Source organism: Hydrogenophaga crocea, from assembly GCF_011388215.1.
Classification (GTDB): domain Bacteria; phylum Pseudomonadota; class Gammaproteobacteria; order Burkholderiales; family Burkholderiaceae_C; genus Hydrogenophaga; species Hydrogenophaga crocea.
On record NZ_CP049989.1, the window covers coordinates 1,173,826 to 1,188,748 of the forward strand.

Genomic DNA, 14,923 nt, shown 5'->3' on the forward strand with positions numbered 1-14,923 from the left:
GGGGTCAGGCGGCCGCAGGCATGGTGGGCCCAGGATCGGCGGCTTGCAGCCGCTCGATCACCTGGGCCATTTCCCCCAGGCGCCGCTGCATGCGCGAGGCCTGCTTGAGGCCATGCATGGTGTCGGTCAGGCCACTGACGAGATCCTTGGTGGTCTGCAAAACCTGTTGGCTCTGCGGTTCGACGGGGCTCAGGCCCAGTTGCTTGAGCAGGGCACCCGCCAGCAAGGGGTCGGCATCCAGCGCTTCCAGCACGCGCTTGGGCGTGCCCAAGGGGTTGCGCACCGGCACGCCCTTGCGCGCCAGCGCCCGGCCCACGCGGTCGCGGCGGGTTTCGCCCAGCGCCTTCATGGCGGTTTCCAGGCGCCCGAGCCATTGGACCGCGGGCGGCTCGGAGGGCACCTGGTCTTCCCGGTCAGAGTCGGTCGCAAGGCTGATGTCGTCGGACGTTTCTGTGGCTTCCGACGTTGACGACGTTGCCCAGGCTTCTTCCACTTCCGAGGCGTCCGAGGCTTTCGAGGCGACAGGTGCGCTGGGTGCGTCGGTGTACCAATGGCGGCCAAAAGCGCGGGCGGCGAACTGGTGTGTCAGCTTCACGTGATCCGCGGGGGGGCAATGGGGGGCGAGGCTGTCGATCAAGGACAGCGGGATGCCCAGCACCGCGGCCCAGCGCACCATGCGGGCCGGCGAGGGGTAGCCGGGGCATGGGTGGTGGTGGGCGCCCTGGCGCAGTCCTTCGGCCACGTAGGTGCTGACGACGTAGGGGTTGTGGGCCAGGCGTCGGGCCTTCGACAGGCCCAGGTCTTGGCACATGTGGTCGCGGTCCTCGTCGCTGGCGTTCATGAACGCGTGAAGCGGTTTTCCCGCGGCCTGCAGCGCCTGCAGCAAGCGCAGGGCGTCCTTGTGTTCGCGGCGGGCTTGCTTGTCCAGGCTCCAGTCGCGCTTTTTCAGGTAGCTGATGCCCCCGAGCAGGGGAAGCACCGCGGTCGACGCCACGGCGCCCACCACCCCCAGCGCCACGCCGCCCGTGCTGACGGAAACGCCCGTGACGCCCATCACCCCCACGGCAAACATGGCACTCAGGTTCGCGGGCGTGCCGACCGACAGCCCAGCCGTTGCACTGAAGCCGCGGAAGCGCGCGAGCCACTGCTTGATCTTGCGCGTCTTCTCGTCGGTGAGGTGCCGGTTCAGGGCGGCGTGCATCACCGTGCGGGTCAGGTGCGCTTCGTGTGGCCTTGCCCGGTCCGCGCCGGCGAGTTCGCCCGCGATCCGCTCCAGGCTTTCCAGGCGTGAGGCCTTGTCGAGCGCCAGGTCGTGGTGGCTGCGTTTGACGTCCTTGAGGTCGAGCATGCCCTGCAACACGGCCATGGGCAGCAACAAGCCGGCCACGCCGGTCAGGGCGCCGGGCGCCTGGGCCAGCAGGCTCGCGTGCGCGCTGAGCAACAGCAGCGGTTGTGCGCCCGCCAGGTGAACGTCGCGCCAGAACTTGGCCTCGTGCTGGCCGATGCCGCCCAGGGGGTCGTTGCCCCCGAGCTTGTCGGTGCGGGTTTGCAGCCCCTTGAGCAGCGTGAGCACTTGGGCAAAGGTCGGGTTGCTCTTGTGCTGCGGGTCACATTCTCTGGCAGCGCTGTCTTGTTCTTCTTGCGCTTCCTGCCTCGCCCTGAGTCGCTTGACCAGGGGTACGAGCCGCACCCACTCGCTGTGCCCCACACGCCAGCGCTGCCAGGGGCCTTTGCCGTGCAAACGTGCCTTGGGCATCGCCTCGAGCGTGTCTCGCAATATGGACGCGGTTTGCAGGGCGTCACCCAGTGCCTGCCGCACGAGACCGTTGTCGGCTTCGAGAGAGTCGCTTGTCTGCATCAGCTCGGCGATGGCGGTGTCGGTGTCCACCAGCATCCTTTGGAGTTCGCGCCGCGTCGCCCAGACCGCGGCCACATCCTTGTGCACATAAAGCTTTTCGAAGCTCGCCGACAGGCCGTGCAGCAAGCCGAGCACTTCGCGTGCCGCGCTGATGAGCATGCGTTGGGCGTCGGGGTCTTCGTTCCTCGCCAGCCGCTGTTGCGCATCCGTCAGAATCTTGATGCAGTCGACGCGCATCTTCATGCAGTGCACGTGCTGTTTGTGGGCGTCGACCACGCCCATGCCCGTGGCATACATGTCGTACATGCTGCCGATGGTGGTGAAGCACATGAGGATCTTCGACGCATCGAAAGCAAAAGCGACGCCCTTGCACGCCAGCGCTGCCGCGAGACCGCCGTAGGCCGCGCTCGCGCTGGATGAGGCCAGCAGGCCGCTGGTTGGCGCGGCCTGGCTCAGGGCCATCGAGCGCTCGGGCGTGACACCATCGTGCGTGCCGCCTTCGGGCCCCGAACCGGCCCGCATGAACAGCGTCCCGCTTTCGAAGCGGAACGAGGGAGCGCCGCGGGCGGCGTCGTCGCGCCGCTGCACCGCTTGCGCCGCCTCGCAGACCCTGCGCGGCGGTGGGGCGTGTTCGCTTCGGCGGCCGGCCCCGTGTTGCGGTGGCGACGGCAGCAAGTCGGATGACTCAGAGCAGGATGAGTCCAGGGGAATCAGGGCATAGCTCGCGTTTCTGCTCAGGCTTTTCGGCGTACACATCAATGACCTCCTAGGTGGATTCAGCTCAACTCGTTGTTCGCGATCGATGCGCTGCCGCTGCGTGCCGGGCGTGCCGCCAGGGCCAGCAGCCCTTGGGCGCACACCTGGCACCAGGCGTCCTGAACCGCATCGACGAGGTCGTGCAGTTGTTCGGTCAGGGTGTCGAGCGGCGTGTCGGGTTCGAGCGGCCAGTCGCTGTGGCACACCACGGTGCCGTCGGCCGCGAGCGCGAACTGCAGGTGCTGCAGGTCGTAGGGGCGTTCAAAGTGCCAGCGCAGCAACTCGCGGTGCAGCGTGGCGTCGGTCAGGCTCTCGGGGGGATCGGCGAGCACCACGTCGATCCGCAGGCGTTGATCCTCTTCGTCGAGGGACACCAGCACCCACAGGTCATCGACGAGGATCAGGTGGGCGGCGCTGTCAGCAGCCAGTACCCCGGCGCCCGCCAGGGCCGCGTCGTCGTGAAGGCTTTGGAGCCATCCGCCCAGTTCGAATCGATCCATCGATGCGCACCTCGCTTGAAGACATGCTGTGTACTTCGCGCGAATGTGTGAACGGGCGCAACGTCAAGGTTCCGTCAATCGGCCGTCAGCCGTTTGGTGATATGCCGCCAGTGTGCTTCGCTCACCGGCGTGATGGACAGCCGGCTGCCGCGCTGGAGCAGCAGCATGCCGTCGAGCGCGGGATCGGCGCGCAAGGCCGGCAGGCCGAGCAGGGGCGTCTTGCGCAGGGCCTGCACGTCCACCAGTTGCCAGCGCGGCGCGTCGCGTCGGGATGCCGGGTCGAAGTAGGGCGAGTCGGGATCGAACTGGGTGGGGTCGGCGTAGGGCGCCGATGCCACGCGGGCCAGCCCCGCGATGCCGGGCTCGGGGCAGCTGGAATGGTAGAACAGCACGCCGTCGCCGATGCGCATGGTGTCGCGCATGAAGTTGCGGGCCCGGTAGTTGCGCACACCGGTCCAGGGCACGGTGGCGCCGGGCGCGGCCAGCGCGTCATCGATCGAACATTCGTCGGGCTCGGATTTCATCAGCCAGTACTGCACCACCGTCAGGCTCCTGTCGAAGGGCTGTTGCCGGTGCCCGTGCGCAGGCACCACAGGCAGGCGAGCGCACTGGCCACGATCGCGCCCGACACCCACAAGGCGCCGGCGCCCCAGCGCTCCACCAGCGTCCCGAAGGCCAGCGGCGAGAATGCCTGGGCGATCCGCGAGGGCGCCACGATCCAGCCCTGGCGCCGACCGTAGCCCACCGGGCCGTAAAACGCCAGGGGCAGGGTGCCCTTGGCGATGGTGAGCATGCCGTTGCCCATGCCGTGCAACAGGGCGAACACCGGGGCGGCCGCTGCGCCCAGCGCCATCCACACCAGCACCCCCACGGGGTGCAGCGCCGCGGCCAGCCGCGCCGACCACAGGGGGTGGAAGCGGCGCAGGCCGCCGAACTCCAGCAGGCGGCCCGCCACCTGCGCCGGCCCCACCAGCGCTCCGACGGCGAGTGCGCCGGCCAGCGACAGGCCGCTGGCCATCAGCAGATCGGGCAGGTGGGCGGCGAGCGCGCTGCTCACGAACCAGGTGGCTGCGAACACGTAGGCCAGCACCCAGGCCACGTGGCGCGGCGGCTCCGACGGCGCGGCCGCGCTGTGCGGCGCCAGCGCTTCGGGCGGCGGCAGCGCCTCGGTGCGCGGCAGGCTGGCATTGAGCGGCAGACCGAGCAGCAGGTGCAGGGCGGCCCAGCCCAGACAGGCACCGCGCCAGCCGAACTGCGCCTCCATCCACGCCGACAGCGGCCAGCCCACGGTGCTGGCCAGGCCCGCGAGCAAGGTGATGCCCGTGATGGCGCCGCGGGCGTCGCGGCCCTGCAGGCGCACCAGCGTGGCGAAGGCGGCCTCGTACAGGCCGGCGCCCATGGCCAGCCCCACCACCGTCCAGGCCAGGTACAGCGACACCGGGCCCTGCGCGAGCGCGAGCAGGCCCAGGCCGAGGGCGAACAGGCCGCTGGTGGCCATGAGCACCGGCCGGCCGCCGAGCCGGTCGATGCGGCGACCCGCCGACGGGCCGATGGCCGCGGACAGCAGCAGCGCCAGGGAGAAGGCCAGCCACACCGAGGCGAGCGGCACGCCGGTGGCCTCGGCCATGGGCCGCGCGAGGATGGCGGGCAGGTAGTAGCTGGAGGCCCAGGCCAGCGTCTGGGCCGTTCCCAGGCGCAGCACCAGCGACGTGTTGCTGCGCATGCCGGCCGGCCTCAGAGGATGTCGATCACGTGAAAGCCGAAGCGCCCCGCACGGCGGTCGGCGAAGTGGTGCTGCAGCGTTTCGCGCACCGTGCGGAAGGCGATCTCGTCCCAGGGGATCTCGTCTTCGTGGAACAGGCGCGCCTCAATGGTCTCGTGGCCCGGGTTGAACCGGTCGCTGAGCAGGCGTGCGCGGTAGAACAGGTGCACCTGGCCCACGCGCGGCACGTTCATGAGCGTGAACAGCTCGCCGAGTTCGATCTGCGCGCCGGCTTCTTCGTCGGTTTCGCGGCGCGCCCCTTCGGCGGTGGTTTCGCCCAGCTCCATGAAGCCCGCAGGCAGCGTCCATTTGCCCCAGCGCGGCTCGATGTTGCGCTTGCACAGCAGCACCTGGGCGCCGTCTTCGCCCCACACGGGCACAGTGCCCACCACGTTGAGCGGGTTGTCGTAGTGCACCGTGCCGCAGGCGGGGCAGACCGCGCGTTCGCGCGTGTCGCCGTCGTCGGGCAGGCGCATCAGCACGGCGGTGCCGCAGTTGCGGCAGAACTTGGCGGGCGGACGCAGCATCGCGGCAGTTTAGTGGGACTCGGACGCAAAAAAGGCCGGGGAGCCCCCGGCCTTCGCTCGGTCAATGGGCTTTACGCCTTCTTGCCGTGTTTTTCGATCAGCGCCTTGGCGCCTTCGAACAGCTTCTTGCCGTCGTGGCCGCGCTTGTCCATCTCCTGCATCCACTCCACCTCGACCAGGCGGGCCTTGCGCTTGAATTCCTGCGCGTCGGCGGCGGAGATCTTGTGGATGGTGTTGCCCTGGTCGACCGCCGACTTGCGGCCGGCCGCGTCACCGGCCTGCTGGGTCTTGCCCAGCCAGCCCGAGGTCTCGATGCCCGAGTTCTTGTCGATCACGGCCTTGAGGTCGGGCGGCAGGCTGTTGTACTTGGCCTTGTTCATGGCCATCACGAAGGTCGTGGTGTACAGGGCGCCGCCGGCGGGGTCGAACTCGCTGTGGAACTTGGTGAGCTCGTGCACCTTCACCGAAGGCACCACCTCCCAGGGGATCACGCAGCCGTCGATCACGCCCTTGGAGAGCGAGTCGGGGATCTGCGGCAGCGGCATGCCCACGGGCGTGGCGCCGAGGTAGCCGAGCATCTTGGTGATCTGGCGCGTGGGGCCGCGCACCTTGGAGCCGCGCAGGTCGTCGGCGGTCTTCACGAGCTTGTTGCGCATGTGGAACATGCCCGGGCCGTGCACCTGCAGCGCGAGCACCTGGGTCTCCTTGAATTCGTCCACGGCCAGGGTCTGCACGTACTCCCAGTAGGCCTTGGAGGTGGCTTCGGCGTTGTTCATCATGAACGGCAGTTCGAACACCTCGATGCGCGGGAAGCGGCCCGGGGTGTTGCCCGGCAGGGTCCAGACGATGTCCACCACGCCGTCGCGGGCCTGGTCGTACAGCTGCACCGGCGTACCGCCGAGCTGCATCGCGGGGTAGCCCTCGAACTTGATGCGGCCGCCCGAGTCCTTCTCGACCTTGTCCATCCACGCCTTGTGCATGTTGATGTACACGTTCGATTGCGGCGCCATGAAGGTGTGGAACTTCAGGGTGACGCTTTGCTGCGCGAAGCCGGTGAGCGCGGGTGCGCCCAGGGCCATGGCCGCACCGGACTGGAGCAGGGTTCTGCGTTGGATCATGGTGGAGGGTCTCCGTGGTGTTGAACTTGTTTGAAGCCTAAAGCGAGAGACGGGCGCGGTGTGAGAGGTCAAACCCGAAGGCGGGCGTGCATGCCTCAGGCCACGCGCACCGAGATGGGGACCAGGCCGTCGACACCGCCGGTGAGGGTGTCGCCGCTGACCACCGCGTTCACCCCTTCGGGCGTGCCGGTGTAGATCAGGTCACCGGGCTGCAATGCCCAGGCCGCGGACAGGTGCTCGATGGTCTCGGCGATGTTCCAGATCAGCTTGTTGATGTGGCTGCGCTGGCGGTCGGCGCCGTTCACCTGCAGCCAGATCGCGGCGTTCACGATGTCGCCGGCCTCGCTGGCGGGCGTGATCGGGCCGATCGGGGCGGACTCGTCGAAGGCCTTGCCGATGCACCAGGGCCGGCCCTGCTTCTTCATGTCGTTCTGCAGGTCGCGGCGCGTCATGTCCAGGCCCACGGCGTAACCGTACACGTGCTTGAACGCGTCGGCGGCCTGGATGCCACGGCCGCCGGTGCCGATGGCCACCACGAGCTCGATCTCGTGGTGCAGGTTCTTCGTGAGCGGGGGGTAGGCGATGGTCGCGGTCTGGCCGGCCTCGGCCACCACCAGCGCGTCGGCGGGCTTGAGGAAGAAGAAGGGCGGTTCACGGCCGGTGAAGCCCATCTCTTTCGCATGCTCCTCGTAGTTGCGGCCGACGCAGTAGATGCGGTGCACGGGGAAGCGTTCGCCACGGCCCACAACGGGCACGGACACGGTGGGGGGTGGGGTGAAAAGGTAGGTCATGGGCGGAGTGTGCCACCGGCCGTGCGCCGGCCGTCAGTACTGCGTGGCCGGCAGGTGCACCACCAGGCCATCGAGGTCGGGCGTGAGCACGATCTGGCACGACAGCCGGCTGTTGGGCTTCACCGGCGCGGCCGCGAAATCGAGCATGTCGGTTTCGTCGGCCACGGGGGCGGGCAGGCGCGCGGCCCAGGCCTCGTCCACGTACACGTGGCAGGTGGCGCAGGTGAGGGTGCCGCCGCAGTCGGCGGCGATCTGGTCGACGCCGGCGTCGACCGCGGCTTTCATGAGGCTCTGGCCCGGGGCGCAGCGCAGCTCGCGCGTGCGCTGGTCGGCGGTGACGAGGTGGAGGGTGATCATGGTTGTGGGCTTCGGTGGCGGGGTCAGTAGCGCGCGAAGTACTCGCGGCGCTCGAAGTCGGTCTTGTCCTCGGCCGCGGTGTGGCGGTCGAGCTCCTGCTGTTTGATCCGGCAGAAGTGGTTCACCACGGCGGGGCCCAGCGCGTGGGTGAGCACCGTGTCGCTGCGCAGCGCGGCCAGCGCATCGCCGAGGTTGTTCGGAATGCGTTCGCTGCCCTCGGCATAGGGCGCTTCGGTGCCTGGGGGCGCGGCGAGCCGGCGCTGCAGGCCGTCGAGCCCCGCGTGGATCTGCCCCGCCATGCACAGGTACGGGTTGGCCGCGGGTTCGCCCAGGCGGTTCTCGATGCGCGTGGCGGCGTCCCCCGCGCTGCCCACCACGCGCAGCATGGCGCCGCGGTTGTCGCGGCCCCAGAGAATGGCCTGGGGCGCGAGCGCGTTGGGCCGAAAGCGGCCGAAGCCGTTCACCGTGGGCGTGCACAGCGGCGTGAGCGCGCGCGCGTGTTCGAGCAGGCCCGCGAGCCAGTGCGCGCCGGTGTCGCTGAGCGTGTGCAGCGCGTCGCGCGGCGTGGTGCCCGGGGCCGGGGTGTCGCGCTGGAACACGTTGCGGCCGCTGGCCAGATCGATCACCGACTGGTGCAGGTGCCAGCCGCTGGACATGATGTTCGGGAACGGCGGTCTGCACATGAAGGTGGCGTGGTAGCCGGCGCGGCGCAGCGCCTGCTTCACGCCGTTGCGCAGCAGCACCATCTGGTCGGCCGCGGTGAGCGCGTCGGTGGCGTCGAACACCGCCTCGACCTGGCTCGGGCCGAGCTCGATCTCGAGCGACTGCAGCGGCAGGCCCAGGCCGAGCGCGGTGCGCTCGACGATGCGCAGCGGCTCGTCGGCGAGGTCGATCAGCGCCTCGCCCTGCAACTGGTAGCCCGGGTGCACCATCTGCACCGCGGGCGGCTCGCCCGGCCAGGCCGCGCGCTCGGGGTCGAGCTGCGGCGTGGGGTCGGTGAGGCGGTAGATGTGGAACTCGACCTCGAGCCCGGTCTTGTAGCCCAGGCCGTGCCGTGCGAGCGCGGCCAGCGCGGTCTGCAGCACGCGGCGGCTGTCCAGGGCCACCGGTGTGCCGTCGGCGTGCCAGGGCTGGCAGCGCAGCCAGCCGGTGCCGGGCGCCCAGGGCAGCTCGACGAAGCTCTCGGGATCGGGCAGCACCATGAGGTTGGCCGCGCCCGCGAAGCCGGGCAGGTCGTCGGTGCCACCGGGCTCGAACACCTTCCACGCGGTCTTGTCGGCGGTGTCCTTGAGCATCAGCGTGCCCACCATGCCCACGCCATCGCGCAGTGCGCGGATCGCCGCGTGCGGCATCAGCGTCTTGCCGCGCAGCAGGCCATGCGCATCGCACCAGCCCAGGCGCACGCGCTGGATGCCTCGCTCCTCGATCAGGCGCGCCAGGCGCAGGCACGCGGCTTCGCGTGCGGCGTCGTGCACGCCGCAGGTGTGCGCAAAGCTCATTTCGCGCCCAGGGCTGCGGCGGCGTCGGCCAGCGCTTTGGCTTCGGCCGTCCAGGGCGCGCGCTCGCGGCGCTCGCGCACCGCGGTCTGCCACCAGGTCTGCCAATCGCCCGTGGGCGCGAAGCCGTCGATGGTGTCGGGGCCGTGGATCTCGGCGTGTCGGGCCGGATCGGCGATGCCCGGTGCGCTGCCGCCTTGCTCCACCGCGTCGATGGCCTGCTGCAGCAGGCGGCGGTGCGCCATGATGACCTTGTCGCTCGTGCCCAGGTGTTCGCGCGTGCGGTCCTGGATGGCGCCCATGCTTTCGCAGGCCCACTGGTCGTGCACGTTGATGTCGTCCTCGCCCATGCCCAGGTAGGTGCGCTCCACCTGCTCCTGCGGGTTGAAGCCCCAGTGGTTGTGGCGGCCCATCTTGGGCGTGAAGAAGGGCAGGGTCACGGCCTCGAGCCTCGGCTGGCGCATGGCGTCCTTGTCCACGGGGGCGTCGAAGCTGGTGAAGAAGGCGTACCAGTAGTTGTGCGTGTCGTCCACGGGCACGTGCATCTGCGTGATCGTCATCGTCTCCGAAAGCGGGATCACAAAAGTCTGCGGGAAGACCGCGTTGGTCACGCGCACGTGGGTCAGCTGTTCGTTGAGCTGGCGCAGCGCGGTGAGCTGCAGGCCCCAGGGCTTGGCCTCGTGGCTGATCTCGGGGCGGCCGAACTCGCGCATCACGCGCGTCATGGGCCAGCGCTCGCCCGCCACCTCGCCCGCGCTCGCGCCGCGAAACTGCTTGCCGTAGGCGTCGTCGAGCGAGGCGTCGTTGAAGAAGCGGTGCAGGTACGAGGCGTGCGCGGGGTCGATGCCGACCTCGAACGACTGCAGCCAGTTGCAGTGCCACAGGCCCTTGAACGCGAAGGTGTGCGTGGACGGGGCTTCGAAACAATCGAGCGCGGGCAGGGCGGGCGGCTCGCCCTCGCCGAGCCAGGCGAACAGCACGCCGCTGCGTTCCTGCAGCGGGTAGCTTTGCTGGCGCACGCGCGTGCACAGCGTGCTGCCCTCGGGCTCGGCCGGGGTTTCGAGGCAACGGCCGTCGACGTCGAACTTCCAGCCGTGGAAGGGGCAGCGCAGGCCGTCGCCTTCGTTGCGGCCGTAGGCGAGATCGGCGCCGCGGTGCGGGCAGTCGCGGTCGAGCAGGCCGAAGCGGCCCTGCGCGTCCTTGAACAGCACGAAGTTCTGGCCCAGCAGCCGCACGGGTTTGACGGGGCGCACCGCCATGGCCGGATCGATGGCCGGGTCGAACTCGTCGAGCAGGGCCACGGGTTGCCAGTAGCGGCGCAGCAGCCGGCCGCCGGGCGTGCCCGGGCCGACCTGGGTCAGGCGTTGGTTGAGTTCAGCTTTCATGGGGCGGGGCCTCGGATGCAGGGAATGGGAAAACGGTATCCCGTTTTTTGCGTTCAGTGTACAGTCCGGCCCATGGGCTTGCAAGAAACCGTTTTGATGCAATTGCGCGACTGGATCCTCTCGGGCCAGTTCGAACCCGGCCAGCGCCTGGCCGAACAACAACTGGCCGAGCGCCTGGGCGCCTCGCGCACACCGGTGCGCGCGGCCTTGGTGACGCTGGAGCAGGAAGGCCTGGTCGAGGCCAACGAGACCGGCAAATACCTGGTGCGCCAGTTCACCGCGCAGGAGGTGATCGACGCGATCGCGGTGCGCGGGCACCTCGAAGGCATGGCCGCGCGGCTGGTGGCCGAGCACGGCGTGCCGCGCGCGCTGCAGAACGACCTGCAGGCGCTGCTCGACGAGGGCGACCGCCTGCTGGCGGACAACCCGCTGACGCTGGAAAGCTATGCGGCCTACGCGCGCATGAACGATCGCTTCCATGCGCTGATCCTCGACGCCTGCGGCAACCGTGCCTTGCAGCGCGCGGTGGCGCTCAACGACAAGCTGCCGTTCGCACCCGCGTCGGCCATGCTGCCCATGCAGGGCACGGTGGCGCTGGACCGCGACTGGATGCTGTACGCGCACCGGCAACACCACATGCTGTTCGACGCGCTGCGCCGCGGCGAAAGCGCGCGGGCACAGGCCCTGGCCACCGAGCACACCGAAGTGGCGCAGATGAACATGCGGCTCGCGCTCGAACGCCGTTCGGAGAGCGAGCGGGTGATGCCCTTGATGAAGCTGGTGGTGGGCTGAGCTTTTTTGCCTGCTTTTGCGCGTGGGCCGCTGGAGCGGGTGCCCGTGCTTCGGCGTGCTCGCGGGTGTCTGCTTCTGGGGTGCAGGCGCTGCTGCGTCAACACCGTGGTTGGCGCGCGGCCTCTGAGGCAACCGCGAATGGCGCCTGCGCACGGGCACCCGACCTGCGCGAAGTGGCGGAGAGAAAGGATCAAACGCCCAGGTGCTGCGCCAGCAACTCGGGCTTGGCCAGCAGCTCGGGCGTGGCCCCTTCGAACACCACCTCGCCCTTCACGAGGATCACGTTGCGGTCGGTGATCTGCGTGACGTGCTTCCAGTTCTTGTCCACGATCACGCTGCTGATGCCGCTCTCGCGGATCAGGCCGCAGATGCGCCAGATCTCGCGCGCGATCAGCGGCGCCAGGCCTTCCGTGGCCTCGTCGAGGATCAGCAGGTCGGGGTTGGTCATCAGCGCGCGGCCGATGGTGAGCATCTGCTGCTCGCCGCCGCTCAGTTGCTGGCCACCGTGGTTGAGCCGCTCGGCCAGGCGCGGGAAGGTGTCGAGCACGCGCTCGTAGGTCCATTCGCGCTGGCCCCGCGTGCCCGGCCGCGCGGCCATCACGAGGTTTTCCTTCACGCTCAGGTTGCCGAAGATGCCCCGGCCTTCGGGCACGTAGGCGATGCCCTCGCGCGCCACCGCGTAGGGCGACGCGCCCGTCATGTCGCGGCCCTTGACCTGCACCGTGCCGCCGCTGGGCTTGACCAGGCCCATGAGCGATTTGAGCAGCGTGCTCTTGCCCATGCCGTTGCGGCCCATGAGGCCCAGCGTCTGGCCGGGCTCGATGCGGAAATGAATGCCGCGCAGTATGTGGCTCTGGCCGTAGTGCGTGTGCAGGCCCTTGGCTTCAATGAGAGCGGTCATCAATGCTCCTCCCCGAGGTAGGCCGCCTGCACGCCTTCGTCGTTGCGGATCTGCTCGGGCGTGCCGCTGGCGATCACCTGGCCATTGACCATCACGGTGAGCACGTCGGCGAGCGCGAACACGGCGTCCATGTCGTGCTCCACCAGCATGATGGCGTGTTCGGCCTTGAGGCGGTGCAGCAACGCCACCATGGTCTCGGCCTCGGCCGCGCCCATGCCCGCGAGCGGTTCGTCGAGCAGCAGCACGGTGGGCTCGGTGGCCAGGGTCATGGCGATCTCGAGCTGGCGCTGTTCGCCGTGGCTGGTGGCCGCGGCCACGCTGCCGGCGCGCGCCGTGAGCCCCGCGAGTTCGAGCGCGCGCTCGCAGCGGCGGTTCGCCTCGGCCATGTGCGTGGCGGCGCTGAACCAGTGCAGCGGGTTGAACGGCGCGTGGCGTTCGCGCGATTGCGCGGCCAGGCGCACGTTCTCGCGCACGGTGAAGGGCAGGAAGATGTTGGTCTTCTGGTAGCTGCGGCCCAGGCCCTGGCGCGAGATGCGCTCGGGCGAGAGGCCCGTGATGTCCTGGCCGTTGAGCCGGATCTGCCCGCTGGTGGTGGGCAGGTCGCCCGACAGCAGGTTGGTCAGCGTGGATTTGCCCGCCCCGTTGGGGCCGATGACCGCGTGGATGCGGCCGCGGTGCAGGTCGACCGAGACGCCGTTCACCGCGGCCAGGCCGCCGAAGCGCTTGACCAGGTTCTGGGCGGAAAGCAGCAATTCGCTCATGCTTTCTCCCCGCGCTTGCCGAAGCGGTCGATGAGGCCCAGCAGCCCGCGCGGTGCCACGATCACCACCAGCACGATGAAGCCGCCCATGAGCAGCTGCCAGTGCTTGGTGAGGTCCTTGAAGAGGTGCATCACGTACTCGAAGGCGAAGGCGCCCACGATGGCGCCCGCGAAATTGCCCATGCCGCCGAGGATGACCATCATGATGGCGTGCGCGCTCATGTGGAAACCCATGAGCTCGGGGTTCACGAAGCCGGTCTGTGCGGCCCACAGGTAGCCCGCCACGCCGGCCAGCGCGCCCGCGATGGTGAAGGCCGTGAGCTTGTAGCCGAAGGTGCCGTAGCCCACGGCGCGCATGCGGTGCTCGTTCACGCGGATGCCCGCGAGCGCGCGGCCGAAGGGCGAGAACAGCAGGCGGCGCAGGCCGGCATACACCAGCAGCAGCACCGCGAGCGTGAAGTAGTAGAAGACGGTCTTGTTGTCGAGGTCCAGGCCCAGAGCGGTGGCGTCGGGGCGTAAGGTCACGTAGATGCCGTCGGAGCCGCCCAGGCCTTTGTTGTCGAAGAAGAGGTAGTACACCATCTGCGCGAAGGCCATGGTGACCATGATGAAGTAGATGCCGTGGGTGCGCACCACGAAGAAGCCGATCACCAGCGCGGCCAGCGCGGCGGCCAGCGCGGCCAGCGGCAGCGACCACCAGAGCGCGATCGGCGCGTCGGGCGGCGTCATGAAGGCCAGCGCATAGCCAGCGATGCCGAAGAAGGCCGCGTGGCCCAGCGAGACCAGGCCGGTCACGCCCTGCAGCAGGTCCAGGCTCATGGCGAAGATGGCCAGGATCATCATCTGCGAGAGCATGCCGAGGTAGAAATCGGCGCCCGCGATGGGCAGCAGCGGGAAGGCCGCGAGCGCGATGGCGCCCAGCGCCAGCACGAACCGGATGCTGCGCGGCAGCTTTTCGAGTTGGGCTTTGGCGGCACTCATTGCTTGAACAGGCCTTCGGGTTTGTAGAGCAGCACGATGGCCATGAGCATGTAGACCGCCATGCCCGCGATCTGGGGCAGCAGCACCTTGCCGAAGGTGTCGACCAGGCCCACGAGCAGTGCCGCCACCAGCGCACCGCGCACCGAGCCGATGCCACCGATGACGACCACCACGAAGCACATGATCAGCACCGAGCTGCCCATGCCGGGGTAGACGCTGGCAATGGGCGAAGCGAGCATGCCCGCGATCGCGGCCAGGCCCACGCCGAGCGCGAACACCACGCCGTGGATCAGGCGGATGTTCACGCCCAGCGATTCGGTCATGTCGCGGTTGAAGGCGCCCGCGCGGATCTTCATGCCCAGGCGCGTCTTGCTGATCAGCAGGTACAGGCCGATGGCGAGCACGATGCAGATGCCCGACATGACGAGGCGGTAGATGGGGTAGGAGAGGGTGTCGGTCAGCGGGATCGACCAGTTCAGCAGCTCGGGCACCTGCACCGCGTGCACGTCATCGCCCCAGAAGATCGAGCGCACCTCTTCGAAGATGTAGATCAGGCCGAAGGTGAGCAGCACCTGGTCGAGGTGGTCGCGGTGGTAGAAGTGGCGGAACAGCAGCCACTCGAGCAGCCAGCCGAACACCACCGCGAGCACTGTGCCGAGCACGATGGCCAGCGTGAGGCTGCCCAGCGTCGAGCTGAAGTACCACGCGAGGTAGGCGCCCAGCATGTAGAAGCTGCCGTGCGCCAGGTTGACCACGCCCATGATGCCGAAGATCAGCGTGAGGCCGGCGGCCAGCATGAACAGCAGCAGCCCGTACTGGACGCTGTTGAGCAGCTGGATGAGGAAATTGGCGAAGTCCATGGTGTCGTGGTGCGGGCCCGCGCGGCACACGGCAAACCGGCGCCGCGTGGGCGCCGGTTGCGGTGGTTCAGGCGCTGGA

At 69.1% G+C, this 14,923-nt stretch carries 15 protein-coding genes; 1 reads left to right on the forward strand and 14 read right to left on the reverse strand.

From position 1 onward, the window contains the following. Window positions 1-4: 4 nt before the first annotated feature. The 10 genes from G9Q37_RS05740 to G9Q37_RS05785 form a co-directional block, all read right to left on the reverse strand. Window positions 5-2,614, reverse strand: a complete 2,610-nt coding sequence (locus G9Q37_RS05740; protein WP_166225819.1) for a hypothetical protein — start codon at window positions 2,612-2,614, stop codon at window positions 5-7. Between the two features lie 20 nt (window positions 2,615-2,634). Beyond that, on the reverse strand, window positions 2,635-3,114 hold the full coding sequence (locus G9Q37_RS05745; RefSeq protein WP_166225822.1) for a hypothetical protein: 480 nt from the start codon (window positions 3,112-3,114) through the stop codon (window positions 2,635-2,637). Window positions 3,115-3,188: 74 nt separating this feature from the next. Continuing rightward, window positions 3,189-3,638: an EVE domain-containing protein gene (locus tag G9Q37_RS05750; RefSeq protein ID WP_166231000.1), complete on the reverse strand. Its 450-nt coding sequence runs from the start codon at window positions 3,636-3,638 to the stop codon at window positions 3,189-3,191. 20 nt (window positions 3,639-3,658) lie between these two features. Continuing rightward, window positions 3,659-4,837, reverse strand: a complete 1,179-nt coding sequence (locus tag G9Q37_RS05755) for an MFS transporter (RefSeq protein WP_166225825.1) — start codon at window positions 4,835-4,837, stop codon at window positions 3,659-3,661. Window positions 4,838-4,848: 11 nt separating this feature from the next. Next, entirely contained in the window at window positions 4,849-5,403 is a 555-nt protein-coding gene (locus tag G9Q37_RS05760; RefSeq protein WP_166225828.1) for an NUDIX hydrolase, read from the reverse strand. 71 nt (window positions 5,404-5,474) lie between these two features. Beyond that, complete coding sequence (locus G9Q37_RS05765; protein ID WP_166225831.1) at window positions 5,475-6,521, reverse strand: TRAP transporter substrate-binding protein; 1,047 nt, start codon at window positions 6,519-6,521, stop codon at window positions 5,475-5,477. 95 nt (window positions 6,522-6,616) lie between these two features. Next, window positions 6,617-7,312 (reverse strand): fumarylacetoacetate hydrolase family protein, encoded by a 696-nt coding sequence (locus tag G9Q37_RS05770; RefSeq protein WP_166225834.1) that lies wholly within the window; start codon window positions 7,310-7,312, stop codon window positions 6,617-6,619. Window positions 7,313-7,345: 33 nt separating this feature from the next. Beyond that, window positions 7,346-7,669 (reverse strand): 2Fe-2S iron-sulfur cluster-binding protein, encoded by a 324-nt coding sequence (locus tag G9Q37_RS05775; RefSeq protein WP_166225837.1) that lies wholly within the window; start codon window positions 7,667-7,669, stop codon window positions 7,346-7,348. Window positions 7,670-7,692: 23 nt separating this feature from the next. Continuing rightward, complete coding sequence (locus tag G9Q37_RS05780; RefSeq protein WP_166225840.1) at window positions 7,693-9,168, reverse strand: glutamine synthetase family protein; 1,476 nt, start codon at window positions 9,166-9,168, stop codon at window positions 7,693-7,695. Then, a complete protein-coding gene (locus G9Q37_RS05785; RefSeq protein WP_166225843.1) occupies window positions 9,165-10,550 on the reverse strand; it encodes a Rieske 2Fe-2S domain-containing protein in 1,386 nt (461 codons plus the stop codon). Before G9Q37_RS05785 ends, G9Q37_RS05780 begins: the two co-directional genes overlap by 4 nt. A 72-nt stretch (window positions 10,551-10,622) precedes the next feature. Here G9Q37_RS05785 and G9Q37_RS05790 point away from each other — a divergent pair, with 72 nt between their 5' ends. Next, window positions 10,623-11,342 (forward strand): GntR family transcriptional regulator, encoded by a 720-nt coding sequence (locus tag G9Q37_RS05790; RefSeq protein WP_166225846.1) that lies wholly within the window; start codon window positions 10,623-10,625, stop codon window positions 11,340-11,342. A 190-nt stretch (window positions 11,343-11,532) separates the two neighbouring features. On the opposite strand, the gene G9Q37_RS05795 is transcribed toward G9Q37_RS05790, so the two are convergent. Genes G9Q37_RS05795 through G9Q37_RS05810 form a run of 4 tightly spaced genes read right to left on the reverse strand, consistent with a single transcriptional unit; the run spans window position 11,533 to window position 14,844 of the window. Continuing rightward, window positions 11,533-12,243 (reverse strand): ABC transporter ATP-binding protein, encoded by a 711-nt coding sequence (locus G9Q37_RS05795; protein ID WP_420810308.1) that lies wholly within the window; start codon window positions 12,241-12,243, stop codon window positions 11,533-11,535. Beyond that, window positions 12,243-13,004: an ABC transporter ATP-binding protein gene (locus tag G9Q37_RS05800; RefSeq protein ID WP_166225852.1), complete on the reverse strand. Its 762-nt coding sequence runs from the start codon at window positions 13,002-13,004 to the stop codon at window positions 12,243-12,245. The genes G9Q37_RS05795 and G9Q37_RS05800 overlap by 1 nt, the downstream gene beginning before the upstream one ends. After that, window positions 13,001-13,984: a branched-chain amino acid ABC transporter permease gene (locus G9Q37_RS05805; RefSeq protein ID WP_166225855.1), complete on the reverse strand. Its 984-nt coding sequence runs from the start codon at window positions 13,982-13,984 to the stop codon at window positions 13,001-13,003. The genes G9Q37_RS05800 and G9Q37_RS05805 overlap by 4 nt, the downstream gene beginning before the upstream one ends. Further along, complete coding sequence (locus G9Q37_RS05810) at window positions 13,981-14,844, reverse strand: branched-chain amino acid ABC transporter permease (RefSeq protein ID WP_166225858.1); 864 nt, start codon at window positions 14,842-14,844, stop codon at window positions 13,981-13,983. The genes G9Q37_RS05805 and G9Q37_RS05810 overlap by 4 nt, the downstream gene beginning before the upstream one ends. Between the last annotated feature and the right edge of the window lie 79 nt (window positions 14,845-14,923).